The organism is Antarctobacter heliothermus (assembly GCF_002237555.1).
Lineage (GTDB): Bacteria > Pseudomonadota > Alphaproteobacteria > Rhodobacterales > Rhodobacteraceae > Antarctobacter > Antarctobacter heliothermus_B.
The window spans coordinates 2,775,232-2,802,034 of record NZ_CP022540.1 but is presented as its reverse complement, the minus strand read 5'-3'; the positions used below and the strand labels follow the sequence as shown (position 1 = coordinate 2,802,034).

Annotated in this window: 30 protein-coding genes; 18 read left to right on the top strand and 12 right to left on the bottom strand. The window is 60.5% G+C overall.

What is annotated here, in order from left to right; genetic code table 11:
- Window positions 1-29 precede the first annotated feature (29 nt).
- The 3 genes from ychF to ANTHELSMS3_RS13340 form a co-directional block, all read right to left on the bottom strand.
- Window positions 30-1,127 (bottom strand): redox-regulated ATPase YchF, encoded by a 1,098-nt coding sequence (gene ychF, locus ANTHELSMS3_RS13350; protein WP_094035296.1) that lies wholly within the window; start codon window positions 1,125-1,127, stop codon window positions 30-32.
- A 138-nt stretch (window positions 1,128-1,265) separates the two neighbouring features.
- Complete coding sequence (locus ANTHELSMS3_RS13345) at window positions 1,266-1,640, bottom strand: DUF805 domain-containing protein (protein ID WP_198319806.1); 375 nt, start codon at window positions 1,638-1,640, stop codon at window positions 1,266-1,268.
- 139 nt (window positions 1,641-1,779) lie between these two features.
- Window positions 1,780-3,150: an MATE family efflux transporter gene (locus ANTHELSMS3_RS13340; protein WP_094035295.1), complete on the bottom strand. Its 1,371-nt coding sequence runs from the start codon at window positions 3,148-3,150 to the stop codon at window positions 1,780-1,782.
- A gap of 101 nt (window positions 3,151-3,251) precedes the next feature.
- Between ANTHELSMS3_RS13340 and ANTHELSMS3_RS13335 the strand changes: the two genes are divergently transcribed.
- Window positions 3,252-3,896, top strand: a complete 645-nt coding sequence (locus ANTHELSMS3_RS13335; protein ID WP_094035294.1) for a TIGR02453 family protein — start codon at window positions 3,252-3,254, stop codon at window positions 3,894-3,896.
- Window positions 3,897-3,899: 3 nt separating this feature from the next.
- Here ANTHELSMS3_RS13335 and ppk2 read toward each other — a convergent pair whose 3' ends face one another.
- On the bottom strand, window positions 3,900-4,895 hold the full coding sequence (gene ppk2 / locus ANTHELSMS3_RS13330) for a polyphosphate kinase 2 (protein ID WP_094035293.1): 996 nt from the start codon (window positions 4,893-4,895) through the stop codon (window positions 3,900-3,902).
- A gap of 168 nt (window positions 4,896-5,063) precedes the next feature.
- On the opposite strand from ppk2, the gene trpA reads away from it, so the two are divergent.
- Entirely contained in the window at window positions 5,064-5,855 is a 792-nt protein-coding gene (trpA, locus tag ANTHELSMS3_RS13325; protein WP_094035292.1) for a tryptophan synthase subunit alpha, read from the top strand.
- 265 nt (window positions 5,856-6,120) lie between these two features.
- Window positions 6,121-7,284, top strand: coding sequence for an alpha-hydroxy acid oxidase (locus ANTHELSMS3_RS13320; protein ID WP_094035291.1), 1,164 nt, complete (start codon window positions 6,121-6,123; stop codon window positions 7,282-7,284).
- A gap of 97 nt (window positions 7,285-7,381) precedes the next feature.
- On the opposite strand, the gene ANTHELSMS3_RS13315 is transcribed toward ANTHELSMS3_RS13320, so the two are convergent.
- On the bottom strand, window positions 7,382-8,545 hold the full coding sequence (locus ANTHELSMS3_RS13315) for an MFS transporter (protein WP_094035290.1): 1,164 nt from the start codon (window positions 8,543-8,545) through the stop codon (window positions 7,382-7,384).
- 158 nt (window positions 8,546-8,703) lie between these two features.
- Here ANTHELSMS3_RS13315 and ANTHELSMS3_RS13310 point away from each other — a divergent pair, with 158 nt between their 5' ends.
- The 5 genes from ANTHELSMS3_RS13310 to ANTHELSMS3_RS13290 all read left to right on the top strand — a co-directional run bounded on the left by ANTHELSMS3_RS13310 (window position 8,704) and on the right by ANTHELSMS3_RS13290 (window position 12,959).
- On the top strand, window positions 8,704-9,342 hold the full coding sequence (locus ANTHELSMS3_RS13310; protein ID WP_094035289.1) for a 50S ribosomal protein L25/general stress protein Ctc: 639 nt from the start codon (window positions 8,704-8,706) through the stop codon (window positions 9,340-9,342).
- Between the two features lie 158 nt (window positions 9,343-9,500).
- A complete protein-coding gene (locus ANTHELSMS3_RS13305) occupies window positions 9,501-10,268 on the top strand; it encodes a DUF4189 domain-containing protein (protein ID WP_157733508.1) in 768 nt (255 codons plus the stop codon).
- A 453-nt stretch (window positions 10,269-10,721) separates the two neighbouring features.
- Window positions 10,722-11,414, top strand: a complete 693-nt coding sequence (gene pth, locus ANTHELSMS3_RS13300; protein WP_094037115.1) for an aminoacyl-tRNA hydrolase — start codon at window positions 10,722-10,724, stop codon at window positions 11,412-11,414.
- Window positions 11,411-12,562 (top strand): serine hydrolase domain-containing protein, encoded by a 1,152-nt coding sequence (locus ANTHELSMS3_RS13295; protein WP_254694736.1) that lies wholly within the window; start codon window positions 11,411-11,413, stop codon window positions 12,560-12,562. The genes pth and ANTHELSMS3_RS13295 overlap by 4 nt, the downstream gene beginning before the upstream one ends.
- Window positions 12,563-12,575: 13 nt before the next feature.
- Complete coding sequence (locus ANTHELSMS3_RS13290; RefSeq protein ID WP_094035287.1) at window positions 12,576-12,959, top strand: DUF2237 family protein; 384 nt, start codon at window positions 12,576-12,578, stop codon at window positions 12,957-12,959.
- Between the two features lie 37 nt (window positions 12,960-12,996).
- Here ANTHELSMS3_RS13290 and ANTHELSMS3_RS13285 read toward each other — a convergent pair whose 3' ends face one another.
- From ANTHELSMS3_RS13285 to ANTHELSMS3_RS13255, 7 genes are all read right to left on the bottom strand, one after another.
- Entirely contained in the window at window positions 12,997-13,308 is a 312-nt protein-coding gene (locus ANTHELSMS3_RS13285) for a hypothetical protein (RefSeq protein WP_094035286.1), read from the bottom strand.
- 44 nt (window positions 13,309-13,352) lie between these two features.
- The gene (trpB, locus tag ANTHELSMS3_RS13280; RefSeq protein ID WP_094035285.1) at window positions 13,353-14,597 is read right to left on the bottom strand and encodes a tryptophan synthase subunit beta; all 1,245 of its coding nucleotides are present in this window, start codon (window positions 14,595-14,597) and stop codon (window positions 13,353-13,355) included.
- 126 nt (window positions 14,598-14,723) lie between these two features.
- Entirely contained in the window at window positions 14,724-15,701 is a 978-nt protein-coding gene (locus ANTHELSMS3_RS13275; protein WP_094035284.1) for a zinc-binding dehydrogenase, read from the bottom strand.
- A 33-nt stretch (window positions 15,702-15,734) separates the two neighbouring features.
- The gene (locus ANTHELSMS3_RS13270; RefSeq protein WP_094035283.1) at window positions 15,735-16,316 is read right to left on the bottom strand and encodes a TetR/AcrR family transcriptional regulator; all 582 of its coding nucleotides are present in this window, start codon (window positions 16,314-16,316) and stop codon (window positions 15,735-15,737) included.
- Between the two features lie 74 nt (window positions 16,317-16,390).
- Window positions 16,391-17,728, bottom strand: coding sequence for an MATE family efflux transporter (locus ANTHELSMS3_RS13265; protein ID WP_254694735.1), 1,338 nt, complete (start codon window positions 17,726-17,728; stop codon window positions 16,391-16,393).
- An 87-nt stretch (window positions 17,729-17,815) separates the two neighbouring features.
- Window positions 17,816-18,325, bottom strand: coding sequence for a PaaI family thioesterase (locus ANTHELSMS3_RS13260; protein ID WP_094035281.1), 510 nt, complete (start codon window positions 18,323-18,325; stop codon window positions 17,816-17,818).
- Entirely contained in the window at window positions 18,325-18,747 is a 423-nt protein-coding gene (locus tag ANTHELSMS3_RS13255) for a PaaI family thioesterase (protein WP_094035280.1), read from the bottom strand. Before ANTHELSMS3_RS13255 ends, ANTHELSMS3_RS13260 begins: the two co-directional genes overlap by 1 nt.
- Before the next feature lie 136 nt (window positions 18,748-18,883).
- On the opposite strand from ANTHELSMS3_RS13255, the gene ANTHELSMS3_RS13250 reads away from it, so the two are divergent.
- The 10 genes from ANTHELSMS3_RS13250 to ANTHELSMS3_RS13205 all read left to right on the top strand — a co-directional run bounded on the left by ANTHELSMS3_RS13250 (window position 18,884) and on the right by ANTHELSMS3_RS13205 (window position 26,796).
- Complete coding sequence (locus ANTHELSMS3_RS13250; RefSeq protein WP_094035279.1) at window positions 18,884-19,261, top strand: MerR family transcriptional regulator; 378 nt, start codon at window positions 18,884-18,886, stop codon at window positions 19,259-19,261.
- Window positions 19,262-19,510: 249 nt separating this feature from the next.
- Window positions 19,511-19,912 (top strand): MerR family transcriptional regulator, encoded by a 402-nt coding sequence (locus ANTHELSMS3_RS13245; protein WP_094035278.1) that lies wholly within the window; start codon window positions 19,511-19,513, stop codon window positions 19,910-19,912.
- A gap of 34 nt (window positions 19,913-19,946) precedes the next feature.
- Window positions 19,947-21,728, top strand: coding sequence for an acyl-CoA dehydrogenase C-terminal domain-containing protein (locus ANTHELSMS3_RS13240; protein ID WP_094035277.1), 1,782 nt, complete (start codon window positions 19,947-19,949; stop codon window positions 21,726-21,728).
- A 55-nt stretch (window positions 21,729-21,783) separates the two neighbouring features.
- Entirely contained in the window at window positions 21,784-21,996 is a 213-nt protein-coding gene (locus ANTHELSMS3_RS13235; RefSeq protein ID WP_094037113.1) for a hypothetical protein, read from the top strand.
- A gap of 10 nt (window positions 21,997-22,006) precedes the next feature.
- Entirely contained in the window at window positions 22,007-23,146 is a 1,140-nt protein-coding gene (locus ANTHELSMS3_RS13230; protein WP_094035276.1) for an acyl-CoA dehydrogenase family protein, read from the top strand.
- A gap of 321 nt (window positions 23,147-23,467) precedes the next feature.
- Window positions 23,468-24,106 carry a glutathione S-transferase family protein gene (locus tag ANTHELSMS3_RS13225; RefSeq protein ID WP_094035275.1) on the top strand — a complete coding sequence of 213 codons (639 nt, stop codon included), beginning with the start codon at window positions 23,468-23,470 and terminating at the stop codon, window positions 24,104-24,106.
- 16 nt (window positions 24,107-24,122) lie between these two features.
- The gene (locus ANTHELSMS3_RS13220; protein ID WP_094035274.1) at window positions 24,123-25,334 is read left to right on the top strand and encodes an acetyl-CoA C-acetyltransferase; all 1,212 of its coding nucleotides are present in this window, start codon (window positions 24,123-24,125) and stop codon (window positions 25,332-25,334) included.
- Between the two features lie 177 nt (window positions 25,335-25,511).
- Window positions 25,512-25,973, top strand: a complete 462-nt coding sequence (locus ANTHELSMS3_RS13215) for a hypothetical protein (RefSeq protein ID WP_094035273.1) — start codon at window positions 25,512-25,514, stop codon at window positions 25,971-25,973.
- Entirely contained in the window at window positions 25,973-26,440 is a 468-nt protein-coding gene (locus ANTHELSMS3_RS13210; protein ID WP_094035272.1) for a cupin domain-containing protein, read from the top strand. The genes ANTHELSMS3_RS13215 and ANTHELSMS3_RS13210 overlap by 1 nt, the downstream gene beginning before the upstream one ends.
- Window positions 26,437-26,796, top strand: coding sequence for a hypothetical protein (locus ANTHELSMS3_RS13205; RefSeq protein ID WP_094035271.1), 360 nt, complete (start codon window positions 26,437-26,439; stop codon window positions 26,794-26,796). The genes ANTHELSMS3_RS13210 and ANTHELSMS3_RS13205 overlap by 4 nt, the downstream gene beginning before the upstream one ends.
- Window positions 26,797-26,803 lie beyond the last annotated feature (7 nt).

Here is a 26,803-nt window from a genome sequence, read left to right as displayed (position 1 = left end):
CTTGTCCGGCCATAGCCGGACAACCGAATTCAGGTGTTGAAGAGGAAGTGCAGGACGTCGCCGTCCTTGACCTCATAACTCTTGCCCTCGGCGCGCATTTTGCCCGCATCCTTGGCGCCTGTCTCACCGTTGCAAGTGACGTAATCGTCAAATGCGATGGTTTCGGCCCGGATAAAGCCGCGTTCGAAATCGCCGTGGATTACCCCCGCCGCCTGCGGCGCCAACGTGCCTTCGCGGATCGTCCAGGCGCGGGCCTCTTTGGGTCCGACGGTGAAATAGGTTTGTAGGCCCAACAGCTCGTAGCCCGCCTTGATCAGACGATCCAGCCCGGCTTCCTGAAGTCCCAGTTCCGCCAAGAACTCAGTCGCCTCATCGGCGTCCAGCTGGCTGATCTCTTCTTCGATCTTGGCGCTGATCACGACATGAGAATTGCCCTGCGCGGCGGCCATCTCGCCCACCTTGCGCGACAGGTCGTTGCCCTCGGCCGCATCGCCCTCATCAACGTTGCAGACATAAAGCACCGGCTTGGAGGTCAGCAGTTGCAGCATCCGCCACGCCTTGAGGTCGTCCTCATCCACCTCGACAACGCGCGCAGGCTTGCCTTCTTCCAACGCGGCAAGGGCCAGCTTCATCAGGCGTTCTTGCTGGACTGCCTCCTTGTCGCCGCCGCGCACCTTGCGGACAATGTTCTGCAACCGCTTTTCCAGCGATTCCATGTCGGCGATGATCAGTTCCGTCTCGATCGTATCCGCATCAGAGACTGGATCGACCCGACCATCGACATGGGTCACGTCGTCATCCTCAAAGCAGCGCACCACATGGGCGATGGCATCCACCTCACGGATGTTGGCCAGAAACTGGTTGCCGAGACCCTCGCCCTTGGATGCGCCTTTAACCAGACCGGCGATGTCGACAAAGGTGATCCGAGTCGGGATGGTCTGTTTGGATTGCGCGATGCCCGCCAGTTGATCCAGCCGAGGATCAGGGACAGCCACGTCCCCGACGTTCGGTTCGATCGTGCAGAACGGAAAGTTTGCCGCCTGCGCAGCAGCGGTTCTGGTCAGCGCGTTGAACAGAGTCGACTTGCCCACGTTGGGCAGCCCCACGATTCCCATCCGAAAGCCCATGCGACACCCTCCATATTGCGTGACGCGCCGCTTCTAGTCGCCTGCTGGCAGCGGCGCAAGGCGAGACGCGACCCGCCAAATGCAAAACCCCTCTTCCAGATGGAAGAGGGGTTGTTTCTGTCACGTCAGACATTCGGATTAGCCGAAGCGGTTCGGACCCGGTGTCGGCTTTTGGACAAAGAAGTAGATCAGCACCAGCGCGCCGATGAGCGGAATCAGACCAATCAGCAGGAACCAGCCGGACTTGTCGATGTCATGCAGGCGGCGGATGCCGATGGCGATGCCCGGCACAAGCGTGGCAAGTGAAAAAATGCTACCAAACAGCGGCATGCCGATCATGCCGTCGACCACCGACAAAACAATTGAAATGAGGATGATGGCAAGAAAGGCCCACCAGTACTCACCGCGGTTCGAACGGCCCTCGAAATTGATGTAGTTCGCGAAGAAAAGTTTGAAAGCCTCGACCATGCCGACTTGGCGTGTGTATCCGCCCGCGTCCGTGGTGTGTGCCATTATGATGTCTCCTGAAAACTGTCCTGTGGTCCATGCGTGGTCAGGCCGCGTTCCCAGCCCGATGGACACACTTAATCACCAGCCCTGCGTCCACATCAATGGCGGAATACCTCCAGACGCCGCGCAATAGGCGAAAGGGTTACCCAAGCGTCATGTGACGTGACACGATGGTCGCGCTGCGTTGCCAGAACCGCAGCATCAGCAGAACCGCCGCCACGGCAAGCCCCAGCACAAGGCCCAGCCAGATCCCCTCACCACCCCAGCCAAGATGGATGCCGAACAGCCAAGCGCAGGGCATTCCGACTCCCCAATAGGCAACGCCAGCCACGATCATCGGCACGCGGGTGTCCTGCAACCCACGCAGCAGGCCAAGGTGGATGACCTGCGCGGCATCGACGACCTGAAACAGCGCCGCCATGGCCAGCAGGCCACGCCCTGTTGCAATGATCGCGTCTCGGTCCGGGTCAGCCGGGTCGATGAAGAATCCCATCAACGTCACGGGAAAGATCAGGAAGATCGCAACCGTCACGATAACGGCAATGGCACCCAGCAAAATGACCACCTCTGCCCCGCGCAGCAGGTTCGGGGTATCGCCCCGGCCCAGCGCCGCCCCGGCCCGTACCGTGGCCGCATTGGACAGGCCGATCTGGATCATAAAGGCTCCCGTCGCGATTTGGAGCGCAACGCCGTGCGCGGCCAACGGAATCGTGCCCAGCCACCCCATCAGAACAGCCGAAGCGGCGAACAGACCCACTTCGGCCAAGGTGGTCAAGCCGATGGGCCAGCCCAGTTGGAACACCCGCCCGAACATGTCCCAGTCCGGTTTCCAGAACCGGATGAACAGTTGATGTTCCGGCAGGATACGCACAGCATAGACAACAATCAGTCCCATAGAGACCAGTTGTACCGTGACCGAGGCCAGCGCCGCCCCTGCAATCCCCATCTCGGGGGCGCCCCAGTTGCCAAAGATCAGCATGTAGTTGACAAGCGCGTTGGCCCCTGCGGCAACAATGGTGATCCACAACACGACGCGGGTATGTTCCAGCCCCGCAAGATAGCTTTTCATCACCATCACGCCCAGCGCGGGCAACATGCCGAAGGCCAGCGTGCGCAAATAAACCTGCGCCATCTGTGCAATCTGCTCTGTCTGGCCAATGGCGGTCAGGATCGCCCCTGAGAACCACATCAGCGGCAGGACCAACAGGGCGTAAATGATCGACAGCCAAAGCGCCATGCGCGTGGCCCGGCGCACCTGCACCTCATCGTTCAGCGCAGCATAGCGCGCAACCATGGGCATAATCGCCCATGCAAACCCCGATCCGAACAGGAACAAGGTGAAAAAGAACGACCCGGCAAGCGTAAGCGCAGCCAGTTCCGGTACGCCGTACCACCCCATCATGATCGTGTCGGTCAGACCGATGGCAAATTGCGCCAGATGCCCGCCAATCAAAGGCAGGCCCAAGCGCAGAATGGACCGCATATGCGTTGAATGGTTGTCTGGGCGGATCATGGCCTGCCATTACGCATCGGATATGCCCATGACAAGGGCACTGGTGCGCCGCAAGCGAACCTGTGCTAGGCTGTCTGCAACCTCCCCGATGGAGCCGTTTCATGGCCGAACCTGTCGATCTCAACCGGCTCCTGCCGGACGCTCGCGTATTCCTGACCGAACTGGCCGAAAACAATGAGCGTGACTGGTTCAAGGCCAACAAGTCGCGCTATGACAGCAATCTGAAACGACCATCGGAAAAGCTGTTGGCGCAAATCGCCAACTGGATGCATGAAACGCAGGGCATGACCCCGCGCACCAAACTGTTCCGCCCGCACCGCGATGTGCGCTTTGCCGAGGACAAGACCCCCTACCACATCCATCTGCACATGATGTGGTCGCTGCCCGACGGGCGGGCGTGGATGCTGGGACTGTCTCCTGACTATGCCACCTTGGGCGCAGGCGTCATGGGGTTCGAGCCCGCGCAACTGGACCGCTGGCGCGCGGCTGTTGCTGCGGACCAAGGGGCGGCGCTTGGGGATATGATCGACGCCGCAGGTTGGCGGGTGGACCCGCCCACCCTGCAACGGGTGCCACCGCCGTACCCCGCCGACCACCCGCGTGAGGCTCTTTTGCGCTACAAGGGGTTTGTCGCATGGCGCGACGGTCTGGACGATGGCCTGACCGAAAACCCCGAAGACACCCTCCGGCAGGCTATCACCGATTTTGCGCCGCTTACCGACTGGTTAGGCGACGAGGTCGTCTGACCCTCAGACCCGCCGCGTGTCGGGATGCAGCGCCTTGCCCAAGATGTGATCCGATCGATGGATCACATGCCCCGCACCGCCTACAATCAGCGGGTCCGGCGCGCGGACAATCCTGCGATCCTTGTCCGGATAGTCCAGCGTTGACAGAAAGTGACGCATACAGTTCAGGCGGGCGCGTTTCTTGTCGTCGGATTTGATCACCGTCCAAGGCGCATCGGCGGTATCGGTGTAAAAGAACATCGCCTCCTTGGCCTCGGTATAGTCATCCCACTTGTGAAGGCTGGCCAGATCAATCGGCGACAGCTTCCACTGCTTTAGTGGATCTGTTTCGCGACTGGCAAAGCGCGCGCGCTGCTCGTCTTGAGTGACCGAGAACCAGTATTTGTACATATGGATGCCGGACCGCGTGAGCATCCGTTCGAAATCGGGTGTCTGACGCATGAACTCAAGATAATCGGTGGGCTCACAGAACCCCATCACCCGTTCGACCCCGGCCCGGTTGTACCACGACCGGTCATACAGCACGATTTCACCGCTGGTTGGCAAATGCTGAATGTAGCGCTGGAAATACCATTGGCCGCGCTCTTCGTCGGTGGGCTTGTTCAGCGCCACCACGCGGGCAGTCCGGGGGTTGAGGTGTTCAGTAAAACGTTTGATCGTGCCGCCCTTTCCGGCGGCATCCCGGCCCTCGAACAACAGCACGAATTTCTGTCCGGTTTCCTGCGCCCAATGCTGAACCTTCAGCAACTCAGCCTGCAGCCGCGCCTTTTCACGTTCATACGCCCGGCGTGACACCTTGGTGTCATAGGGGTATTCGCCGGTTTCAAACGCGCGTCGGATCTCATCCGGCGACGGGTGGCGCCGGTCAACCGGGACACGGGGGGGCGCTGGCGGATTGGTGGTGGAGCTGCCGGGAACAGGCGCCACTGTGGCCGGGACGACCGGATCGGCCGCATTGGTGGGATCAAGGGCGACGGGGGCGGAACTTTCAGACGGCATGGGGTCTCCTTTTGTCTCTCCCGCTCATTTTCGCAGATCCGGACCACCCCCGCCTTGCGGTACGTCAAGAAACCGTCACAAACCCTACATCTTTTGCGCGGATCGCGCCCGGCATTGCTTTTCCCGCGCGCATCCGGCAAGACGCGAAAGCCTTGCAGGGAGTGAACCATGACACGCATCGAATCCACCTTCGCCCGGTTGCAAGCCGAGGGACGGAAAGCTTTTGTCTCCTACATCATGGCCGGGGACCCCGATGTGGACACCTCACTGGCGGTGATGAAAGGTCTTCCCGGCGCTGGCGTGGACGTGATCGAACTGGGCCTGCCCTTTACCGATCCGATGGCCGACGGCGAGACAATCCAATTGGCCGGACAACGGGCCCTTGAGGGGGGCATGACGCTGGACCGCACCCTGCAAATGGTCCGCGATTTCCGCAAGGTCGACAACGAAACGCCGATCGTGATGATGGGCTACTACAACCCGATCTATGCGCGTGGCGTCGACACTTTTCTGGCACAAGCGAATGAGGCCGGAATCGACGGGCTAATCATTGTCGATCTGCCGCCCGAAGAGGATGAGGAACTGTGCATTCCCGCGCAGGCCGCCGGGCTGAACTTTATCCGCCTCGCCACCCCGACCACCGATGACAAGCGCCTGCCCAAGGTGCTGCAAAACACATCCGGGTTTGTCTACTACGTCTCGATCACCGGGATCACGGGTGCTGCGGCCGCACAGGCCGCCGATGTTGCCCCCGAAGTGGCGCGGATAAAGGCCAAGACCGATTTGCCGGTAATCGTGGGCTTTGGCATCCGCACGCCCGAGACCAGCCGCTCCATTGCCTCTGTCGCTGACGGGTGTGTCGTCGGATCGGCCATCGTGTCCGAGATCGCGGCGGGCAAACCGGTCGAGGACATCCTGTCGTTTGTCGCCTCACTGGCGGCGGGCGCGCATTCCGCCTGAGCTCACTGAGGTCGGCGCGGGTTCGCGTTGATCCTATCTGTAGAAAGCAGGTCTGCGGGGCCGCCGCAAAGCGCCGAGTGGCAGCGGCGGTTTACCCCGACGACTTTGGCTGATTTCTCCAGAACAGGGATGTTCACTGCCTCCGCGTCTTGACCTTGGCGGCGTTGCAGTAGCGCATTGGCGCAACCTGTCCCAAGAGTCGCATTGCCAGAAATCCTCTACATTGGTAATCGGACCTTACCAATTCCAAAGAAAGCGCCGTGTCATGCCCGTGATTACCGAAATCGAGGACCTCAAGCGCCTCTACCGCCGCCGCGTCCCCAAGATGTTTTACGACTACTGCGAATCCGGCAGCTGGACAGAACAGACCTTCCGCGAAAACTCTTCGGATTTCGACGACATCTACCTCCGGCAACGGGTGGCCATCGACATGGCGGGCCGATCGACGAAAACGCAAATGATCGGACAGGACGCAGCGATGCCCGTCGCACTTGCACCAGTGGGTTTGACCGGGATGCAGCACGCCGACGGTGAAATCCTAGCCGCCCGGGCCGCCGAGAAATTTGGCGTGCCCTTCTGCCTGTCGACCATGTCGATCTGCTCGATCGAAGACGTGGCCGAGAACACCACCAAACCTTTCTGGATGCAGGTCTACACGCTGAAGGACGACGCCTTCATGCAGAACCTGTTTGACCGGGCCAAGGCGGCAAACTGTTCGGCGGCGGTAATTACCGTGGATCTGCAATTGCAGGGCCAGCGTCACAAGGACCTCAAGAACGGCCTGTCCGCCCCACCCAAACTGACGCCGAAATCCATCGCCAACATGATGACCAAGGTGACCTGGGGCCTGAACATGCTCCAGACGAAACGTCGCTTTTTCGGCAATATCGTTGGCCACGCCAAAGGTGTGACAGACCCCTCTTCGTTGACGTCATGGACGGCAGAGAGCTTTGACCAGTCGCTGAACTGGGACCGCATCCGCCATTTCCGCAAGATGTGGGACGGGCCGCTGATCATCAAGGGGATCATGGACCCGCGCGATGCGCTGGAGGCCTGCAATGTCGGTGCGGATGCTATCGTCGTGTCCAACCACGGCGGTCGACAGTTGGACGGGGCGCTGTCCTCAATCCGTGCGCTTGAACCGATTGTGGACGCGGTCGGTGACAAGATCGAGGTCCACATGGACAGCGGTGTGCGGTCCGGGCAGGACGTGCTCAAGGCGCGGGCGCTGGGGGCCAAGACGGCCTGGATTGGTCGCGCGTTTGTCTACGGATTGGGCGCGCGCGGCGAACAGGGCGTCACAGAGGCGTTGCAGGTGATCCACAAGGAACTGGACCACTCCATGGCGCTGTGCGGGCATACGGATATCAACACCGTGGACCGCGACATTCTGATGGTGCCCAAAGGCTTTTCCGGCGACTGGAGCTAAGGCAGGTCAGGCCCGGCCCCACGCCGGGCCTGAAACACGTTAACACCATGTTAACAAAGGAATGTTTCGCGCGCGAAACATCGACGCCGAGGGTGCGTCACTCTGCAGGGCGCACCGCGCGCCCCTCAAACCGCATCGCCAGCGGCACCAGAACCAACGGGATCACCAACATCAGACCGCCCACCATGCTAAACGAGGCAGCCAAGCCAAAGGCCTCGGACAGGCCGCCCATCAGCGGCGGGCCGACAAAAAACCCTGCATAGCCCAGAACGGCCACCCGACTGATGGCAAGCGCCTTGTATTCTGGCGCGACCAACCGTCCGCACCAGGAAAAGGCCATCGGAGCGACCACGGACACACCAAACCCCAGAATCGCAAAGCCCAGATAGGCCACCGACAGAACCGGCGCCCAGGCCGCGCAGACCGCCCCCACCGCCGTCAACACGGCCGCCAGACGGATCACTGCCGCCTCTGACACCCGCTGCGCCACCACCTGCCCGCCAAATCGCCCGACCGCCATGGTCAGACCCAAGATCGCAGGCCCCAGCGCACCCATGGCCGCCCCAGCGCCCAATCCGCGCTCCAGATGCAACGCCGACCATCCCTCTGTCCCCTGCTCGGCCATAAAGGCCAGCAACACGATCAGCCCCAGCGGCCCCAGCAAAACCCAGGACAACGGCGCCGACTCGGGCGTGTCCTCGGCGCGCGGCGTTTCGCGCACCGGGGCGCGGGCCATCTGGACGCAGAGCGCCAAAACCGGCAGCGCCAACGCCGAAAACACTGCCAAGGGGGACCAACCCGCCTCTCGTGCGAGGCCCGTCGACAGCGCCGCCACCGCATACGACAGCGAGAAGAGCCCGTGATTCAGGTTCATCAGTGGCCGCCGAGACTGTCCTTCAAGCAGGGACAGCCGTGCATTCATCGATACGTCCAGCGTGCCAGAGGCCATCGCCCCCGCCATCATCGCCAGCGCGAACCCCGTGCCCGTCCCCGACAGGCCTGGCAATAGAAAAGCCGCCGCCATGACGACACCTAATACCGGCAGGTCCACCGCTCCTAACCGTCGTTGCACCCAAGGTGCCAGCCACATCGCCATGACTGCGCCGGTTGCCGACACCAGCATAGCCAGCCCGAACCCACCGTCCGACAGACCGACCTGCGGCTTCAGATCCGGCACCAGGGCTGCGAATGCGCCCCAATAGAGACCCACGGCAACAAAGGCTGCCGCCGGGCCACGGCTGATGTACAAGTCTCTCAACATGTCTTGCGGGTGCCATGCCCCGCGCGCCCCGTCCAGCGCGAAACCAGCCCCGCACGGTATGAAACCGCTTGCCTTGCGGGGCGATCCGGTTTACCGGCACGGCTTCACGCGGGGTGACAGCCTTGGAGGCACTCTGCACTTATAGATGGAGAATTAATATGGCTGGTGAGATTCCTGATCTCGAAGCTCTGGAACGGACGGGGACAGGCAAGGGCGCCGCTCGTCAGGCACGTCGCGACGGCATGGTTCCGGGGATTGTTTTTGGTGGCGAGAAAGACCCGCTACCGATCAACCTTCCGTTCAACAAACTGTTGCAGCGGCTTAAAGCCGGGCGGTTCAAGTCGACCCTATTCAACCTGAAGGTTGATGGCCATGAGGACGTACGCGTCATCTGCCGCGACGTTCAGCGCGACGTGGTCAAGGACCTGCCGACGCACGTCGATTTCATGCGCCTGCGCCGCACCTCGAAGATCAACCTCTTCATCCCGGTCGAGTTCATCGGCGAAGAAGAGACCCCCGGCCTCAAGCGCGGCGGCATGTTGACTGTTGTGCGCCCTGAGATCGAACTGATCGTCACGGCGGGCGACATCCCCGAGAAGGTCACCATTGACCTGACCGGCATGGAAATCGGCGACATCGTCCACATCTCGGACGTGACTTTGCCCGAGGGTGCGAAGCCGACGATCGACCGCGATTTCGTAATCTGCAACATCTCTGCTCCGTCGGGTCTGACAGCGGCCGAAGATGGTGATGACGCGGACGCCGACGAAGGTGAGACCGAGGCAGCCGAAGCCTGAGCCCCTTCTCAGTGTGAGTACGGAAAGCCCCCGCCAATGTGCGGGGGTTTTTTTGCGCCCAAGCAAGGTTTTCCGGACCTGCCCGCCGTGCCATCGTTCGATACCCATTGGTTCAATCGACGCAGATAGAGATTGTGTACATTGAGGGGACCAGCCGAATGCGTTTCTACAGGAAAACTTTATTTGTCTTTGGCTTGGTCCTTGTTGGCGGCGTTGGATCCAATCTTTATGCGGCGGGGTGCATTCTGTGGGTGGCCCCAGGGGTTTGTGGTGTCGAGGAAAAAAGAAAACCGGTCTACAAAACGCCACCTGCCCCAAATGCACTCCAAAGCTATGTGGCTGTAGCAACCTCAGCAGACGGGGCCAAAATCGCATCCTCTTTCGGTAAGTATAAAAGTGAAGCAGGAGCAATTAAGGACTCGATTTATTTTTGCCAAAAAAATTATGGTAAGGACGTAGGATGCAAATACTCGCTTTGGGCAATGAATGCCTGCGTGTCAGTCGCCGAGCCGGTCAAATGGAAATCCACATCGCGCCAAAGTGCGACTTGGGCACCAACCGTGAAGGCTGCCATAGAAAAAGCCTTGTCGGTTTGTACCAACGCAAACGGCAGCACCTGCATGCACCGAGCAACCTACTGTTCCGATGGAACAACCGATACGCGTAGAGTTGAAAAATCTTCTTTGAACAAGATCCCGGAGCCAAGCCGACCAAAACAAAGATGGATGGTTGTTCAATCTCCCGATGGGTCTTTGAACCTTCGCACAAAGCCAAACCTTGGCAACTCTTTGATACAAACCGCTTTGCCGAATGGCATGCGGGTGTCCGTAGCCGCTTGCGGCATCATTGATGGCAGCCGCGAATGGTGTCGCGTGTCAGTGAAAGCGCTGACTGGTTTCGTTGTAAGAAAGTACCTAAAGGAATGAAACTGCCTTAAAGGACCTCCAATGAGTATAGGCACTTCCAAACGGTGCCTTAACGCTCTGCGGAAAATTTAGTTTCTCCAGACCCTGGGCCTCCTCGAAGAACTTGAGTCCCGGCAGTCCGAGAAACGAGTGCACCGACCTTCATTCCCCGTCATGCGCGGCGCGAATTGCCTCTGAACAAAACTGCCAGCATAAATATGTTCGTCTTGCCAGATAGTATGCCGAGCAAACAACACATGGTCCGCCCGATCCTGACCATACAGCAGGGCACAGCTGACACAACTGGGGTCTAGTTTGACAAGGATGTCGCTGCGGGTTCAGAGGTCCTCCAACGAGCGCGCATCTAACGTGGCGCACATGAAGCGTTTGACGGCCAGGTACATCCTGCTCTCCCGTTGTGATCCTTGGTCTCTCTGGCCTACATAGGGCACACAGACGGTCTTGGAGGGCAGAGTGCAGATATTCGTGGGTCTCGGCAATCCCGGCGCAAAATACGCCGGCAACCGACACAACATCGGCTTTATGGCGCTGGACCGGATTGCCGGGGATCACGGCTTTGGCCCGTGGAAAGCAAAGTTTCAGGGGCAACTGGCAGAGGGTCTGCTGGGCCGCGAAAAAGTGCTGCTGCTGAAACCGGAAACCTTCATGAACCTGTCGGGGCAATCGGTCGGAGACGCCATGCGTTTCTACAAGTTGGACCCGGCAGATGTCACCGTGTTTCACGACGAACTGGATCTGGCGCCGGGCAAATGCAAGGTCAAGTCTGGCGGCGGACATGCGGGCCACAACGGGTTGCGTTCGATCCACGCCCATATCGGAGAGGCGTACCGGCGGGTGCGGCTCGGGATCGGCCATCCCGGGCGCAAGGAGCTGGTCGCGGCCTATGTGCTGCATGACTTTCACAAGGCCGATCAGGACTGGCTGGATGACTTGATGCGAGGCATGTCCGACGGTGCCCCACATCTCGCAGAGGGTGATCCGGGCAAGTTCATGAACGCGGTCGGGCTGCGCATGTCGCCGCCCCGACCTTCAAAGACACCCTCGAAACCCAAACCCGATGCGGCCCCAAAGGCGGCACCCGATGACAGTGCGAGCGGGGATGATACCCGCAATCCACTGCAACGGCTGGCGGACAAGTTCCGATGATCGGACGTCGCGCGGCCCGTCTTGGGCTGATCCTGATGATCGGGGTGGCCGCCCTAGGCTATAGCTATCGTGAAGACATACAGCGCCTTCGTGGAACCATGACGCTCTTTGACGAGGGCAAAATCGTGGAGAACTTCAGCCATATGGATCGTCTGTTCAAGACGATTCCGATCACTGTCCAAACCCGCGCTGCGCCCTTGGTGGATGGCCCCCGGACAGACATGCCCGCCGGATGGCAGGATTGGCTGACACGTCGCTCTGTCACCGGCGTAATTGTCCTCAAAAACGGCCTTTTGGCGCATGAGAGCTATCATCTGGGGACCGGCCCGGACGATCTGCGCATCTCCTGGTCGATTGCAAAGTCATACTTATCCTCTCTTTTCGGTATTTTGCTGGAACAAGGTCATGTGGAATCCTTGGACGATCCGGTGACAAAATACGTCCCCGATCTGGCAGGCAGCGCCTATGAGGGCGCGACAATCCGCAACGTCCTGCAGATGTCCACCGGCGTCGTTTTTGATGAGGACTATCTGGACTTCTGGAGTGACATCAACAAGATGGCACGCGTTCTGGCGCTTGGCGGGTCGATGGACGGCTTTGCTGCGGGACTAGATGTGCGGGACCAGCAGGCGGGAGAGGTCTGGCGCTATGTGTCCATCGACACGCATGTCCTGTCGATGGTGGCGCGGGGCGCGACCGGGCGCAGTCTGCCCGACCTGTTGGCCGAAAACGTGCTGGAGCCGATGGGCATTGTTAGGGAACCCTATTACTTGTCAGACGGTTACGGCGTGGCTTTTGCGCTTGGCGGTCTCAACTTGACGCTTCGCGATTACGCGCGACTGGGTGAGATGTTTCGCGATGGCGGACGCTTGAACGGCAAACAGATCGTGCCCGAGGCTTGGGTGACAGTGAGCACCACTCCGTCGGCCAAGACCGCTCCGGGCGCGTTGAAATATGGCTACCAATGGTGGATGCCTGCGGATGCGCGCGATGGTGAGTTCATGGCGCGTGGTATTTATGGCCAATACGTCTATATTGATCGCCAGAGCGCTACGGTGGTCGCGGTCACGTCAGCGGACCGCAGCTTTCGCGAGGCCGGAGCCTTTGACGACGCGCTTCAGATGCTGCGCCGACTTGCGGGCCAATGAAGGACAGTCAAACATGTTGAAAAAAGAACCCTCCTTCAACGTATTGGGCAGTGCGCTTGAGGCATGCTCACACGACCCGGTGACCGGGTTCTTTCGGGACGGTCACTGCAACACCTGCGCCGAAGATCAGGGCAGCCATACGGTCTGTGCGGTCATGACGGCCGAGTTTCTCGCCTATTCCAAATACGTCGGCAACGACCTGTCGACGCCGCGGCCAGAATACGGTTTTGCCGGGTTGAAACCGGGCGACCAATGGTGCCTGTGCGCGGCGCGCTTTTTGCAGGCACATGACGAAGGCTGCGCGCCCAAGGTCAATCTGGCGGCGACGCATCGTTCTGCTCTGGACATCGTGCGTCTGCCTATTCTCGAACAGAATGCCTTTGACGCGAAGACCTGACGATCAATCCAAATTGGCCAAATGCGGAAAATTACCGTCAAGCAGGGTATTTTCGGACTGAATTTCGTTTCCACACCATGAATGCAGCCCACATGCGTCGGATCACCTTACGCAAACGGCCCTGAGTCCCGTCGTGGACGGTGAGATGATCGACCTCGCCAGAGATCGCCTCCAGTGCCTTAAGCTCTTTCAGCCGTAGCATCATGGGGTTGTCCTCCGTGACCTTGTCAGTGTTCAGAAGCGACCGCATCGCGATCGTTTCCTCACGCCGCTGGATCACGTCCTGCAGGGCGATCAACTGCAGGTCGGCGCAGACACGCCGCACCGACAGAATCGCCCCACACATCATCGGATGAGCAAGCCGCTTCCGTCGATTTGGGTACCAAGGCAGCGTCAGCCCGCGTTGCGCCCTTCGGTGGCGGACATGTCAACGCCAAGGTGTTTGGCCACGGTAAAGATGTCCTTGTCGCCCCGGCCACACATGTTCATGCAGATGATGTGGTCCTTGGGCAGATCCGGCGCAATCTTGGCCACATGGGCCAGCGCGTGGCTGGGTTCTAGCGCGGGAATGATGCCCTCAGTCTCGCAGCACAGCTGGAAGGCGGCCAGCGCCTCCTTGTCGGTGATCGAGACGTATTGCGCGCGACCGACATCATGCAGCCAGCTGTGCTCTGGCCCGATACCGGGGTAGTCGAGGCCCGCGGAGATCGAAAATCCTTCGAGGATCTGACCGTCGTCGTCTTGCAACAGATAGGTGCGGTTGCCGTGCAGGACGCCGGGGCGGCCGCCGGTCAGTGAGGCGCAATGTTCCATCTTGGCGTTGACGCCTTTGCCGCCCGCCTCGACCCCGATGATGGCAACGTCCTTGTCATCAAGGAAGGGAAAGAACAGGCCCATGGCGTTGGAACCACCGCCGATGGCGGCAACCAGAGTGTCGGGCAAGCGGCCTTCGGCCTCTTGCATCTGCTCACGGGTTTCCTTGCCGATGATCGACTGGAAATCGCGGACCATGGCCGGATAGGGATGGGGTCCTGCGACGGTGCCGATGCAGTAGAACGTGTCGCGTACGTTGGTCACCCAGTCGCGCAGCGCGTCGTTCATCGCGTCCTTGAGCGTGCCACGGCCAGAGGTCACCGGGACAACCTCTGCGCCCAACAGCTTCATCCGGAAGACATTCGGCGCCTGCCGTTCCACGTCATGCGCGCCCATGTAGACCACGCATTTCAGACCGAACTTGGCGCAGACGGTTGCGGTGGCCACACCGTGCTGACCCGCACCGGTTTCGGCGATGATCCGCGTCTTGCCCATGCGGCGGGCAAGGATGATCTGGCCCAGCACGTTGTTGATCTTGTGTGCGCCGGTGTGGTTCAGCTCGTCCCGCTTCATGTAGACCTTGGCACCACCGAGGCGTTCGGTCAGGCGTTCGGCGAAATACAGCGGGCTGGGGCGACCGACATAGTGCTTCCAGAGGAAATCCATTTCCGCCCAAAAACTGTCGTCCGTCTTAGCCTTTTCGTATTCCTCTTCCAGAGAGAGGATCAACGGCATCAGTGTCTCGGAGACAAAGCGGCCCCCGAAGATGCCAAAGCGGCCCTTCTCATCCGGGCCGGTCATGAAGCTGTTTATGAGATCGTCCATTGCGCCACTCCTCTGTCTGGACGTCTGAATAGGGCATTTGGGGCAGTGGTGACCAGAGGCAAACCCAACGAAAAGCGCCCCCAGATTGGCTCTGGGGGCGCAAGGTGTGGAATTAGGCAGGTGAGGTCAGGTCCGGAACATGACCTTGCCCTTGCGGCCCGGAGTGCGCGCGGCGGCGGCAGCCTCTTGCCCCTGATCAAGGGTAAAGGTCTGATCCACGGTCAAAGGCAGTTTGCCTTGGGCGGCGAGTGTCACCAGTTCCGTCATCAGGCGGGTGCGGTCGTCGGCGGGCATCTCTTCGATGACCTTCTTGCCCCAGAACCCCTTGAGCGTGATGTGTTTGAAGATGATTGGCCCCGTATCAAGTTCCAAAGGCGCACCCGTGGCGGTGCCGAAGGTGACCAACAAGCCCTCTTGTCCCAGCAATTCAACCAGATCGGCGCCCATCTTACCCCCGACAGAATCCACGGCGGCGCGTGCGCCGTCCGGGCCAAGGATCGCCTTTGCCGCCTCAATCCAACCGTCGTCTTCGGTCGACAGAACATTGTCGATGCCTAGGTCTGTCAGCTCGGCCTTGGCCGCTGCGCGACGGACGAGGCTAAGAACCTTGACGCCACGCGCCTCAGCCAGCTTGGCAAGGATTTTGCCCACGGCACCATTTGCGGCGGTCTGTACGATCCAGTCGCCCGTTTTGACATGCAGGAATTCCAGCAAGGCGATAGCCGAAAAGGGCATGGCGACCAATTGCGCGCCCGCCTCATCGGAAATCGCGTCAGGCAATGGAATGATGCCCGTAGCGGGAGCGGTGAAATATTCGGCCCAAGTGCCCATCGCCCCGGCAGAAGTGACGCGCTTGCCCTTCAGGTCTTCGGGCACGCCATCGCCCAGCGCCTCAATCACCCCGACAGCCTCAGTTCCGCCGGTGGCAGGCAGATCGGGTTTCACGCCGTAACTGCCATGCACCGTCCAGAGGTCATGGTTGTGGATGGTCGACAGGATGGTGCGGATCAGCACCTGTCCCTTGCCGGGTTTGGGCGTGTCGATCATGGCGGTTTTCAGAACTTCGGCGGGGTCGCCGAATGTCTCGTGGATCACGGCTTTCATCGTGGTATTCCTTGTCTGGAGTGTTTGGGATTTTCAGGGTTTCAAACGCGATCGGGCGTCGTTCGTTGCATCGCGCAGCGCGACATCATCTCGCGAAATACGGGTCAAAATTGCCGCGCCCAGTAGGGACGCGTAGATGCGGCGGGCCTCGGATTGCGGATCGGCAAGGGTGCGCAGACTGCCATCTTCGGCCCCCTGCCCCAAGAGAACGGCAAGACGGCCAATGAACTGCTGCACGCCCCGGTCCATCGCCGCGCGCATTGCTTCGGACAGGTCGGACACCTCAGCCCCCAATTTGACCACAAGGCAGCGTTCCGCCAGTCCCGCGCTCGCGGCGTCAGACATCCAAGCGCCAAAGAACCGGTCAAGTTTGTCCGCCGCCGTTCCCGGCCCCTCAAGCAGTGCGTCAAGCCGGGTGATGTAGCTTTCGGAATAGACCTCAATCGCGGCACGGCCGAAATCTTCCTTGGACTCGAACCAATGATAGAACGACCCCTTTGGCACCCCCGCCGCCTTGAGCAGGGTTGAGAGGCCCAATCCTGCAAAGCCGGACGTCAGCATCAGGGCTTGACCGGCGTCAAGGATTGTCTGGCGGGTATTTGGCGTCTCTGTCATGAGGGGCAAATAGGAACGATTAGACCGGTCGTCTAGTTCTTTGCCATAGGTTTACGCCACGCCTCGCGTCTTTGTTACTGCATTGCCCGTTCCAGTGACGGATAACGCAGACCCAAGGTGACACCGCGCGCGATAAAGGCGATCATCAGCGCCGCCCACATGCCGTGCGGTCCCCAAAGCGGGATCAGCAACGTGGCGGCGACAAAATAAATCCCGACAGAAATAGCCATCATGTTGCGCATGTCGCGGGTCCGGGTCGCGCCGATAAATATGCCGTCCAGCATCCAGGCCGGCAGCCCAAGCACCGGTGCCAGCACGATCCATGGCAGAAACCGGCGGGCCGCCTGCTGCACTTCCGGATCTTTGGTCATCCCGTCGATGATCAGCCCGCCCAACAAGGCAAAGGCCAAGGCAAATGCAAAGTTCGACAGGAACCCCCAGAGGCTGGTCAGCCAGACCGCGCGTCTGAGCCGATCCAGTGCGCGCGCGCCAAAAGCCTGCCCCACCATCGCCTCGGCGGCAAAGGCGAACCCGTCCAGCGCGTAGGCCATGATCTGGATAAAATGCAGCAGCACATGGCTGGCCGCCAGCACCGCGACACCAAACCCCGCGCTATAGTAGAAGATGAAAGACAGCAGCACCGCCTCCAGCATCAGTGAGCGCAGCAGGATGTCGCTGTTGACCATCGCCATAACCCGCAGTCGGGCGCGGTCAAAGACGCGGGGCCAGTCGCGCCATGCCGGGTTGGCAAATGCCCCTCTGCACAGCCACAGCCCAAGGGCAAAGCCGGTCCAGTCGGCGCAGACCGTGGCCCATGCCAGCCCCGGAACCCCAAGATCCCAGCCCACGACAAACAGCAGGTTCAAGGCGACATTCAGGCTGACGATCCAGATTTGCAGGACCAGCATCGCGCGGGTGCGTTCCTGTGCGCCCAGCCAGCCGTTGATCCCGAAGATCGCCACCGCAGCCGGCGCTGACAGGATGCGGATGTCCATGTAGTCGCGGGCCAAGGACTTCACGTCGTCGGTGGCGGGTGAATAGGCAAAACCCAAATCGGCAATCGGTCCCATGAGGGGGATCAGTAACAGCCCCCCTGCCCCGCCGATCATCAACGCGCGTGTCAGCAGCGCTGCGACCTCGGCCCGGTTTCCGGCCCCATGCGCCTGCGCGGTCATGCCCGCCGTCCCCATCCGCAGGAACCCAAAGACCCACAGCAGGGTCGACAACAAAGCCGCGCCGACGGCCACGGCGGCAAGCGGTGTGGCATCGGGGATCTGGCCGATCACGGCGGTGTCGGCCACGCCTTGCAGCGGCACTGTCATGTTCGCCAGCACGATGGGAACGGCGATCCGCAGGACACGGGCGTGGGTGATGGGCTCTGGTGTGGTCATGGCACTTTGACTGTCGGACATCGTGGCGGAATCAAGCCTCCGCCACTGGATCAGATCCTTGGCATGTGAAAGGTGCGGCGGGGCGACAAGGACGGCATCACGGGCGGATCACTCTTCCCGACGCGGCATCAGGAAATGCGCCGTTGCCTCGGCGATGGGGCGGTCGCGATTGTCCTGCCACGCCTCGGCCTGAACGCTGGCATAGCGTCGGCCTGAACGGGTCACGCGGGCGCGGGCGTAGGCATCGCGCGGCAGGCCGGTGCGCAGGTAGTCGACGGTAAAGTCGATGGTCTTTGGCAGGCGTGGCAGCGCACCACGCGCCATGTCGTCGGGATCAAGTGCGCCGGATTCAATGTCCTGCCAGAGATAGGTCCAGCTTAGCGTGACCATGGCCGTCATCTCGAGAAAGGCGGCCGTTACACCGCCGTGGATCGCGGGCAGGAACGGGTTGCCGATCAGCTTTTCATCATAGGACAGAATTGCGGTGAGTTCATCGCCGCGACGGTCAAATTTCACCCCGAGATACTGCATGTAAGGCACGCCCGATACCAGCGCCGACAGGGCCGCATCCCGGCGCTGCTTGATGATCTGAACGGGTTCAGGAGGTGTGCGCGCCATCATTTGCCCTCGACTGTAAAGGTGCCTGCCGCCGTGGCCACCGGCCTGTCCGGGTCATCGTCCGTCGCAGTGGCCCGGACAAAGGCAACTGACCGGGTGATATGATAGCATTCGGCCCGCGCGGTGATGGTCTGGCCCGGCGTGGCTGGGCGCATGTAGTCGATGCGCAGGTCGATGGTGGCGGTGCCTGCCGGGGATCGCGGATGGCTCATGACGGCCGCGCCGCTGCAGGTGTCCATCAGCGCAGAGACCGCCCCGCCATGGATCACCCCGGTTTCGGGATCACCGATAAAGCGTGCGTCATATGGCAATTGGATCTCGGCCAAACCATCGCCGATTTCGGTGATTTCCATCCCCAGCGCACGGCAATGCGGTATGGAATCAATGAACTGGCGGGCAATCCGGGCTTTGTCTGCACTCATGGAGGGTCTCCTTGGCGGTCTTTATGGGCGCGCGGGCCGAGCGCTGCAAGCGGCCCGAAACGGGTACAGCCGTGACAGCGGGTTGTCTCGGGGTCGGCGGGGCCCTAAATTCCGTCTGGACGAGGGGAGACAGGACATGGGCGACACGCGACTGACGTTCAAGGAGATGTGCGCAAAGTTCGACGTCACACCGCGAACCCTGCGTTACTATGAATATATCGAGCTTCTGACACCGGACCGCGATGGCCGCGCGCGCCACTACGGCCCGCGTGAGATTGCGCGGATGACGCTGATTCTGCGCGGTCGCAAATTCGGGTTTCAGCTTGAAGACATCCGCCAATGGCTGTTGATCTACGAACATGAGGGCACAGAGGCGCAGATGCGCGCCTGGGTAGCCATGGCGGACCGGCAATTAGCGCAACTTGAAGATGAGCGCAGACAGCTGGACGAGGCGATGGGTGAACTGAAATCGCTGCGTGATGAGACTGCAGAGACCCTGAACAGCGCCGGTTGATCGGCGGGCGCTGCCGCCTGCTCTGTCGTCATCACAACAATCACAGCCATTCCACAGACAGAAATTTTACCCTTTGGTAAAATTGTTGCGCACCGGACGGCTTGACCTTGCCTTATCTTACGTCAAGAAGAAAGTGACGCAGCGTATGAGTTACGTCAACGAGAATTCCCATTGTATGAAAGCGGCACAACCTGCACCTCCTCAACGTGACGCCAATGTGACGAAAATGGAGATCCGGGGATGCGAGACATGACAGACGAGCAACTGATGACGATCCGGGAAATGTGCACAGCGTTTGAGGTAACCCCTCGGACCCTGCGCTTTTATGAGCAGAAGGAGCTGCTCTTCCCGATCCGCGAAGGCCAGAAAAGGCTGTTTACCCGGCGTGACCGGGCCCGGCTGAAACTGATCCTGCGCGGTAAGCGGTTTGGGTTCAGCCTGGAGGAGATCCGGCAGCTGCTGGACCTGTACCATGTGGGTGACCAGCAGCAGACGCAGCTGGAAGCAGCCTATGGGGTGGCCAAGGGCCGGCTGGCGGATCTGATCCGGCAGCGAGATGAACTGAACACCGCGATCGAAGAGTTGCAGGACCAGATGAAATGGGGCGAGCGGATGCTGGCCTCTATGGAGCAAAAGCGCGCGGCCCAATAGATCGGGTCGCGGGCAGGACTTTAGGGAGAGAGACATGCCCAGCTACACAGCGCCAACCGAGGATCAGGTTTTCATACTCGACGACGTGTTGAAGATCGGCACGCAAGAGATCCCAGGATATGAGGATCTGGACCGCGACACTCTGGAGGCGATCCTTGGCGAAGCCGCCAAGATGGCCGAAAACGTGCTGGCGCCGCTGAACCAGGTGGGCGACACAGAGGGCTGTGTGCTGGAAAACGGTGTGGTTCGCACACCAACTGGGTTTCTTGAAGCCTTTGACCAGATGCGTGAAGGCGGCTGGACGGCGCTGGACTGTGATCCGGAATATGGCGGCCAGGGCCTTCCCTACGTCTTGGCCACCGCTGTAGGCGAACAGTTCTCTGCCGCGAACATGGCCTTTAACATGTATCCGGGCCTGACCCACGGTGCCTACTCGGCGATCCACGCGCATGGGTCCAATGAGCAGAAGGCAATGTATCTGCCCAAGATGGTGACCTGCGAATGGACCGGCACCATGAACCTGACCGAACCGCATTGCGGCACGGATCTGGGCCTGATGCGCACCAAGGCCGTTCCGCAGGACGATGGCAGCTACAAAGTTACCGGACAGAAGATCTTTATCTCTGCCGGTGACCACGACATGAGCCAGAACGTGATCCATCTGGTTCTGGCCAAGATCCCCGGTGGCCCCGAGGGCATCAAGGGTGTATCGCTGTTCATCGTGCCCAAGTTCATCGTGGACGCCGAGGGTAACCCCGGCGCGCGCAATGGCGTCTCGGTCGGCAAGATCGAGGAAAAGATGGGCATCCACGGCAACTCGACCTGTGTCATGGATTACGACGAGGCCACCGGCTATCTGCTAGGCGACGAACACAAAGGCATGCGCGCCATGTTCACCATGATGAACGAGGCGCGGGTGGGTGTTGGCCTGCAAGGCTACGCCCAAGCCGAAGTCGCCTATCAGAACGCCGTGGAATACGCGAAGGACCGCCTTCAGGGCCGCGACGTCACCGGAGCGAAAAACCCTGACGGTCCCGCCGACCCGCTGATCGTGCACCCCGACATCCGCCGCAATCTGATGGACCAGAAAAGCTTTGTCGAAGCGGCGCGGGCTTTTGTCTTTTGGGGCGCGTCGATGATCGACCGCGCGCACAAGACGGACGACGCCGCCGCCGACGGGTTGATTTCGCTGCTGACCCCAGTGGTCAAGGGCTTCCTGACCGACAAGGGGTTCGAGATGGCCACCGCCGCGCAGCAGGTCTACGGCGGCCACGGCTATATCGAGGAATGGGGCATGTCGCAATTCGCCCGCGACGCCCGCATCGCCATGATCTACGAAGGCGCCAATGGCGTTCAGGCGCTGGACCTGGTGGGCCGCAAGCTGGCGCTGGACGGTGGCAAACACGTCATGGCCTTCTTCGACATGGTCAAGAGCTTTGCCAATGAGCACAAAGGCCAGGACGAAGAGTTTGACGCGCAATTCCTTGAACCGCTCAAGGCGGCATCCAAGGATCTGCAGGCGGCGGGCATGTATTTCATGCAAAACGGCATGAAGAACCCGAACAACGCGCTGTCCGGCTCGTATGACTTCATGCACCTCTTTGGGCATGTCTGCCTTGGGTTGATGTGGTCGAAAATGGCCTGGACTGCCAAAGCCAAGCTGGCCTCCGGCGAAGGGAATTCCGACTTTTACGCAACCAAGATCGCCACTGGGCGCTATTACATGGTCCGACAGCTGCCGATGACCGCGACACACCTCAAACGGATCGAGAGCGGCGCCGATACGGTCATGGCGCTTGAGGCTGACGCGTTCTGAGGCAAAGGTGGACGCGGCGGGACACCCCGCCGCGCGCACAGCCCCGGAGGATGCCATGCCGAAACGATTCCGCCTGACCCGCCGGTTCCCGGTCGCCATGACCGAGGACGGCTATCGCAAGTTGCGAAAATTTTCCCATGAGGCAGGCCTCGACGAAGGAGAGGCGCTGTCTTTCCTGTTCGAGCATTTCGACAGCGTGACAGACACCGACGCGCTGGCCCACCGTCTACGGCTGTTCAACGCCGAACTGGACGAGCGCAAAAGATAACGGAGGACCGATGCCGCAGAACTGGATGACCGACGAGCATGCCATGCTGGCCGAGATGACGGCAAAGTTCATCGAAACCGAATGGCAGCCGCTCTATGACAAATGGCGCAAGCAGGGCCAGATGGATCGCGAAACCTGGGCGCAGGCGGGCGAACTGGGCCTGCTGTGCCCGTCGATCCCCGAGGAATACGGCGGCGTCGGGGGCGACTTCGGCCACGAGGCCGTGATCCTGATCGAAGCCTCGCGCGCGAACCTCGCCAGCTGGGGCCACGGCATCCATTCCGGTATCGTTGCGCATTACATCCTGTCCTACGGTACCGAAGAGCAAAAGGCGCGCTGGTTGCCCAAGATGGTGACCGGTGAACTGATCGGCGCGCTGGCAATGACCGAACCGTCCGGTGGATCGGACGTTCAGCGGCTGAAAACCAAGGCCGTAAAAGAGGGCAACGCCTACCGCCTGAGTGGGCAAAAGACCTTTATCACCAATGGCCAACACGCAAACCTGATTGTCGTGGCCGCCAAGACCGACCCCAAGGAAGGTTCCAAAGGCATGTCCCTGATGGTGGTCGAAACCGATAGCGCCATAGGGTTCAGTCGTGGTCGCAACCTCGACAAGATCGGATGCCACGCCGCCGATACGTCCGAGCTGTTTTTCGACAATGTCGAGATCCCGCCGGAAAATTTGCTGGGCGGGGCCGAAGGTCAGGGGTTCTACCAAATGATGCAGCAACTCCCGCAGGAACGGCTGATCATTGCCTGTGGCGCCGTTGGGGCGATGGAAGGCGCGGTCGAACGCACAGTTCAATACTGCAAGGAACGCGAGGCCTTTGGCGGCCCGCTGACCCAGTTCCAGAACACACGTTTCAAGCTGGCCGAATGCCAGACCAAGACGACCGTCGCCCGTGCCTTCCTTGATGCCTGCATGGCCGAACATCTGGAGGGCAAATTGAGCGTCGAAAAGGCCGCCATGGCAAAATACTGGCTGACAGACACGCAGGGAGAAGTTCTGGACGAGTGCGTGCAACTGCATGGCGGCTATGGCTTTATGCAGGAATACGCGGTGGCCGAGATGTGGACGGATGCCCGGGTTCAACGCATCTATGGCGGAACAAACGAGATTATGAAGGAGCTGATTGCGCGGGCCCTCTAGTACGGTGCCGCGAGGTGAGGGGGATTGGGGTATTTGCCACAGAGAAGAAACAGGAAGGTCGCGTATCGGGCCCAATACACAGGGCTGCAGTCAACCTTCCCGCCTTGCCCGCGCCTTTGGCTAGGCACGGGGCTTCTCCTCTGGCGGTCATCGGCTCCCCAGCCTGTACCGCAAGAACAACCATGGCGCGTTAACCTTAACGCGCCGTTATCAGGGAAGGCGCCAGCTATTTCTTCTCTGGACAAATACGCCCACGGGGGTGCGGGGGTGTGAAACCCCCGCTCTGTCGGGAACAACAAGCGCGACGGGAGGCGCTGCGCGATGACAATGAAACTCTACTGCTTCGGTGAGTCAGGACATTCTTACAAGGCGGCATTGGCGCTGGAATTGGCAGGCCACGACTGGCAGCCAGTCAAGGTTGATTTCTTCAACGGAGAGACCCGTTCCGACCCCTACCGCCAAGACGTCAACGAGATGGGCGAATGCCCGGTCCTCGAAGATGGTGACATCCGGCTCAGCCAGTCCGGCGTCATTCAGCAGTATCTGTCAGAGACCTACGGCCATTACGGTGGCCGGTCCAAAGAGGAAGAGCGCGACGTGCTGCGCTGGATACTCTGGGACAATCACAAACTTTCCTCGGTGGCCGGCATGACCCGGTTCCTGATGAACTTCCTGCCCAGGGAGAAACAACCCGCTGAGGTGATCGGCTTCCTGCAGGGCCGGCTCAAGAGCGCCTACGGCATTCTCGACGCGCATTTGGCAAACCGTGACTGGATCGTGGGGGACGCGCCCACAAACGCCGATCTGACCTGTTGCGGCTATCTCTTTTATCCCGAACCTTTCGGTTTTGCGCGCAGCGATTGGCCTGCGATCGACCGTTGGCTGGCGAACCTCGAGGCACTGCCCCGATGGAAAAGCCCCTATGACCTGATGCCCGGCTCCCCAGCGGACCGGACTTGAAGAAAAAGGATCTCACATGACCGAAGCATATATCTATGACGCCGTTCGCACGCCGCGCGGCAAGGGCCGCAAGGAGGGCGCGCTGCACGAAGTCACCTCGTTGCGTCTGTCGGCGCAGGTTCTGAATGCCGTGAAAGAGCGCAATGGCCTTGACGGCCACGCGGTCGAGGATGTGATCTGGGGCAATGTCACCCAAGTGGGCGAACAGGGCGGCTGTCTTGCGCGCTCCGCCGTGCTGGCCTCTGATCTTGACGAGAGCATTCCCGGCCTTGCCATCAACCGCTTCTGCGCCTCGGGTCTGGAGGCGGTGAACCTTGCCGCCAACCAGGTCAAGGGCGGTGCGGGTCAGGCCTATATCGCTGGCGGGGTCGAGATGATGGGCCGCGTGGCCATGGGCAGCGATGGCGCTGCCATTGCCGTAGATCCGTCGATCGCAATGGACAGCTATTTTGTCCCGCAGGGCATCTCGGCCGATATCATCGCCACCGAATACGGGTTTTCCCGCGATGACGCGGACGGACTGGCGGTTGAGAGCCAGAAGCGGGCCGCCGCCGCCTGGGCGGACAAGCGTTTCGAAAAATCCATCGTCACAGTACGCGATGTGAACGGCTTGCCCATCCTTGATCACGATGAGTACATGCGTCCCGGCACCGACATGCAGACGCTGGGCGCGCTCAAGCCGTCGTTCAAGGACATGGGTGAGGTCATGCCGGGGTTCGATGCCATCGCGCTGATGAAGTACCCGCATCTTGAGCGGATCAACCACATTCACCATGCAGGCAACAGCTCCGGCATCGTCGATGGCTCTGCGGCTATGTTGATCGGCAACAAGGAGTTCGGTGAGAAATACGGGCTGAAGCCGCGTGCGCGCATCCGGGCGACCTGCAAAATCGGCACCGATCCGACCATCATGCTGACTGGTCCGGTCCCCGCGACACAGAAGATCCTCAAGGACAGCGGCATGTCGATCAGCGACATCGACCTGTTCGAGGTCAATGAGGCTTTTGCCTCGGTTGTGTTACGCTTCATGCAAGCCTTTGACGTGGATGACAGCAAGGTAAATGTGAACGGCGGTTCCATCGCCATGGGTCACCCGCTGGGCGCGACCGGGGCGATCATCCTCGGCACCATGCTGGACGAATTGGAGCGGTCCGGCAAAGGCACCGGGCTTGCCACGCTGTGTATTGCGTCCGGCATGGGTGCCGCGACCATCATCGAGCGCGTGTAAGCCGATGACGATGCCGCCAGATATCGCGCGAACTGTGGCGTCCAGCCTGCTGGGCGTCACTGGACGCGCGCGATTGTCCGGCGCAGCCGGCATTCTCAATACCCGAGTTGGACAGTTCGCTGTTTCCACTCATTTCAGGGTATCGGCGCTGCCCGTCGAGGAATCGCGAGGCATCGAATGACTGCAACCAGCCCGACAGACATTTATCAGGCCAGCCTCGACGCGATGGCCAGCATGTTTTTTTCCGGCGACATGTCCCGGCTTCAGGATTTGATCTCTGTCCCGCTGACGATCCATATGGCGGACGGATCTTTGCAGATCGAGCGATTGGAGGATGTGGTTTTCATGTTGTCGGAACAGCGGGACAACCTGTTGAACCTTGGCACAACTGAATACCACCGCATCTGCGTCGATGCGCGGTATCTGGATCCTGCTGCAACGCAGATCAGCGGACGCCACAAGACCTATGTGATGCGGGGCGCGACCTATCTGCTGGAACCATTCATCTGTGAAATGGATCTGACCAAGGATGCGGCCTTATGGCGGGTCAGCCTCCTGCGCTGCAACATGAACAACAGTGACTACACAGTGATCGGGACGAGAACCCTTGAACGCTTGCGGTCTGGACGGAGGATCTGATGCCAAAGATCGATTTGAACACGGTGCCTGTCCGCACGGGATCCAGCTACCCTGCCCCGCACGATATGGCCATGAAAGGACGTAGTCAGCAACGGTTGGGCGATGCCGCCGGGCTGACCCAGTTCGGCGCAAACCTGGTCCGGCTTGCGCCCGGCGCAATGTCTTCGCTGCGCCACTGGCACGAACGTCAGGATGAGTTTCTAGTCGTGACTGAGGGTGTTCTTACACTGGTCGACGATACCGGAGAGACATTGCTAACGCCCGGCGACTGCTGCGGTTTTCCCGCCGGCGACCAGAACGGGCACCATATCGTCAATCGGTCCATGGCCGAGGGTGCTTTTGTGGTCGTGGGCGCGCGCACCGACCGCGAGACGGGTTGGTATTCGGATGTCGACCTGCGGGTCGAGATCGAGGATGGCAAGATGCGCTTTTTGCGCCGGAATGGCGCGGAGGTGACTGAACCGTGAGCCAGACCTGTACCGCTACCGAATTCGAACGGTGCCAAGACGGCTTACCCGAACAGTTCGTCACCGGCGACATCGAAAAACGGCGCGCCCGATCAATGCCGCCGTTCAGTAAGGTGACCGGATGCGATACCGCCACCTTGGCCATCGTCCCCGACGCCCCACAGAGCTTTGATCCCTACCTAGGGACATACGAGGCAATGGCGCTTGTTCGTGTCGCCCGTGAACCGCTGCGTTTCGAAAACTGCGCAGACGGGACAGGACTGACCTCATACCGCATGAACCTGATGCGCAAAGGCCAGCGGATCACCGATCCTTTTACATCGACCGCATTTCTGCATCCCACTGGAGAGGGATGACAGATGT

Bases quoted from the DNA above. Each gene is read 5' to 3' on its own strand.
- ANTHELSMS3_RS13245 (WP_094035278.1), top strand. From the start codon at position 19,511: ATGACAGACGAGCAACTGATGACGATCCGGGAAATGTGCACAGCGTTT.
- ANTHELSMS3_RS13335 (WP_094035294.1), top strand. From the start codon at position 3,252: ATGGCCGAACCTGTCGATCTCAACCGGCTCCTGCCGGACGCTCGCGTA.
- ANTHELSMS3_RS13295 (WP_254694736.1), top strand. From the start codon at position 11,411: ATGATCGGACGTCGCGCGGCCCGTCTTGGGCTGATCCTGATGATCGGG.
- ANTHELSMS3_RS13250 (WP_094035279.1), top strand. From the start codon at position 18,884: ATGGGCGACACGCGACTGACGTTCAAGGAGATGTGCGCAAAGTTCGAC.
- ANTHELSMS3_RS13290 (WP_094035287.1), top strand. From the start codon at position 12,576: ATGTTGAAAAAAGAACCCTCCTTCAACGTATTGGGCAGTGCGCTTGAG.
- ANTHELSMS3_RS13320 (WP_094035291.1), top strand. From the start codon at position 6,121: ATGCCCGTGATTACCGAAATCGAGGACCTCAAGCGCCTCTACCGCCGC.
- ANTHELSMS3_RS13235 (WP_094037113.1), top strand. From the start codon at position 21,784: ATGCCGAAACGATTCCGCCTGACCCGCCGGTTCCCGGTCGCCATGACC.
- ychF (WP_094035296.1), bottom strand. From the start codon at position 1,127: ATGGGCTTTCGGATGGGAATCGTGGGGCTGCCCAACGTGGGCAAGTCG.
- ANTHELSMS3_RS13255 (WP_094035280.1), bottom strand. From the start codon at position 18,747: ATGAGTGCAGACAAAGCCCGGATTGCCCGCCAGTTCATTGATTCCATA.
- trpB (WP_094035285.1), bottom strand. From the start codon at position 14,597: ATGGACGATCTCATAAACAGCTTCATGACCGGCCCGGATGAGAAGGGC.
- ANTHELSMS3_RS13315 (WP_094035290.1), bottom strand. From the start codon at position 8,545: ATGTTGAGAGACTTGTACATCAGCCGTGGCCCGGCGGCAGCCTTTGTT.
- ANTHELSMS3_RS13340 (WP_094035295.1), bottom strand. From the start codon at position 3,150: ATGATCCGCCCAGACAACCATTCAACGCATATGCGGTCCATTCTGCGC.
- ANTHELSMS3_RS13215 (WP_094035273.1), top strand. From the start codon at position 25,512: ATGACTGCAACCAGCCCGACAGACATTTATCAGGCCAGCCTCGACGCG.
- ANTHELSMS3_RS13305 (WP_157733508.1), top strand. From the start codon at position 9,501: ATGCGTTTCTACAGGAAAACTTTATTTGTCTTTGGCTTGGTCCTTGTT.
- ANTHELSMS3_RS13265 (WP_254694735.1), bottom strand. From the start codon at position 17,728: ATGTCCGACAGTCAAAGTGCCATGACCACACCAGAGCCCATCACCCAC.
- ANTHELSMS3_RS13260 (WP_094035281.1), bottom strand. From the start codon at position 18,325: ATGGCGCGCACACCTCCTGAACCCGTTCAGATCATCAAGCAGCGCCGG.
- ppk2 (WP_094035293.1), bottom strand. From the start codon at position 4,895: ATGCCGTCTGAAAGTTCCGCCCCCGTCGCCCTTGATCCCACCAATGCG.
- trpA (WP_094035292.1), top strand. From the start codon at position 5,064: ATGACACGCATCGAATCCACCTTCGCCCGGTTGCAAGCCGAGGGACGG.
- ANTHELSMS3_RS13285 (WP_094035286.1), bottom strand. From the start codon at position 13,308: ATGATGTGTGGGGCGATTCTGTCGGTGCGGCGTGTCTGCGCCGACCTG.
- ANTHELSMS3_RS13310 (WP_094035289.1), top strand. From the start codon at position 8,704: ATGGCTGGTGAGATTCCTGATCTCGAAGCTCTGGAACGGACGGGGACA.
- ANTHELSMS3_RS13275 (WP_094035284.1), bottom strand. From the start codon at position 15,701: ATGAAAGCCGTGATCCACGAGACATTCGGCGACCCCGCCGAAGTTCTG.
- ANTHELSMS3_RS13220 (WP_094035274.1), top strand. From the start codon at position 24,123: ATGACCGAAGCATATATCTATGACGCCGTTCGCACGCCGCGCGGCAAG.
- ANTHELSMS3_RS13210 (WP_094035272.1), top strand. From the start codon at position 25,973: ATGCCAAAGATCGATTTGAACACGGTGCCTGTCCGCACGGGATCCAGC.
- ANTHELSMS3_RS13230 (WP_094035276.1), top strand. From the start codon at position 22,007: ATGCCGCAGAACTGGATGACCGACGAGCATGCCATGCTGGCCGAGATG.
- ANTHELSMS3_RS13240 (WP_094035277.1), top strand. From the start codon at position 19,947: ATGCCCAGCTACACAGCGCCAACCGAGGATCAGGTTTTCATACTCGAC.
- ANTHELSMS3_RS13225 (WP_094035275.1), top strand. From the start codon at position 23,468: ATGACAATGAAACTCTACTGCTTCGGTGAGTCAGGACATTCTTACAAG.
- ANTHELSMS3_RS13345 (WP_198319806.1), bottom strand. From the start codon at position 1,640: ATGGCACACACCACGGACGCGGGCGGATACACACGCCAAGTCGGCATG.
- ANTHELSMS3_RS13270 (WP_094035283.1), bottom strand. From the start codon at position 16,316: ATGACAGAGACGCCAAATACCCGCCAGACAATCCTTGACGCCGGTCAA.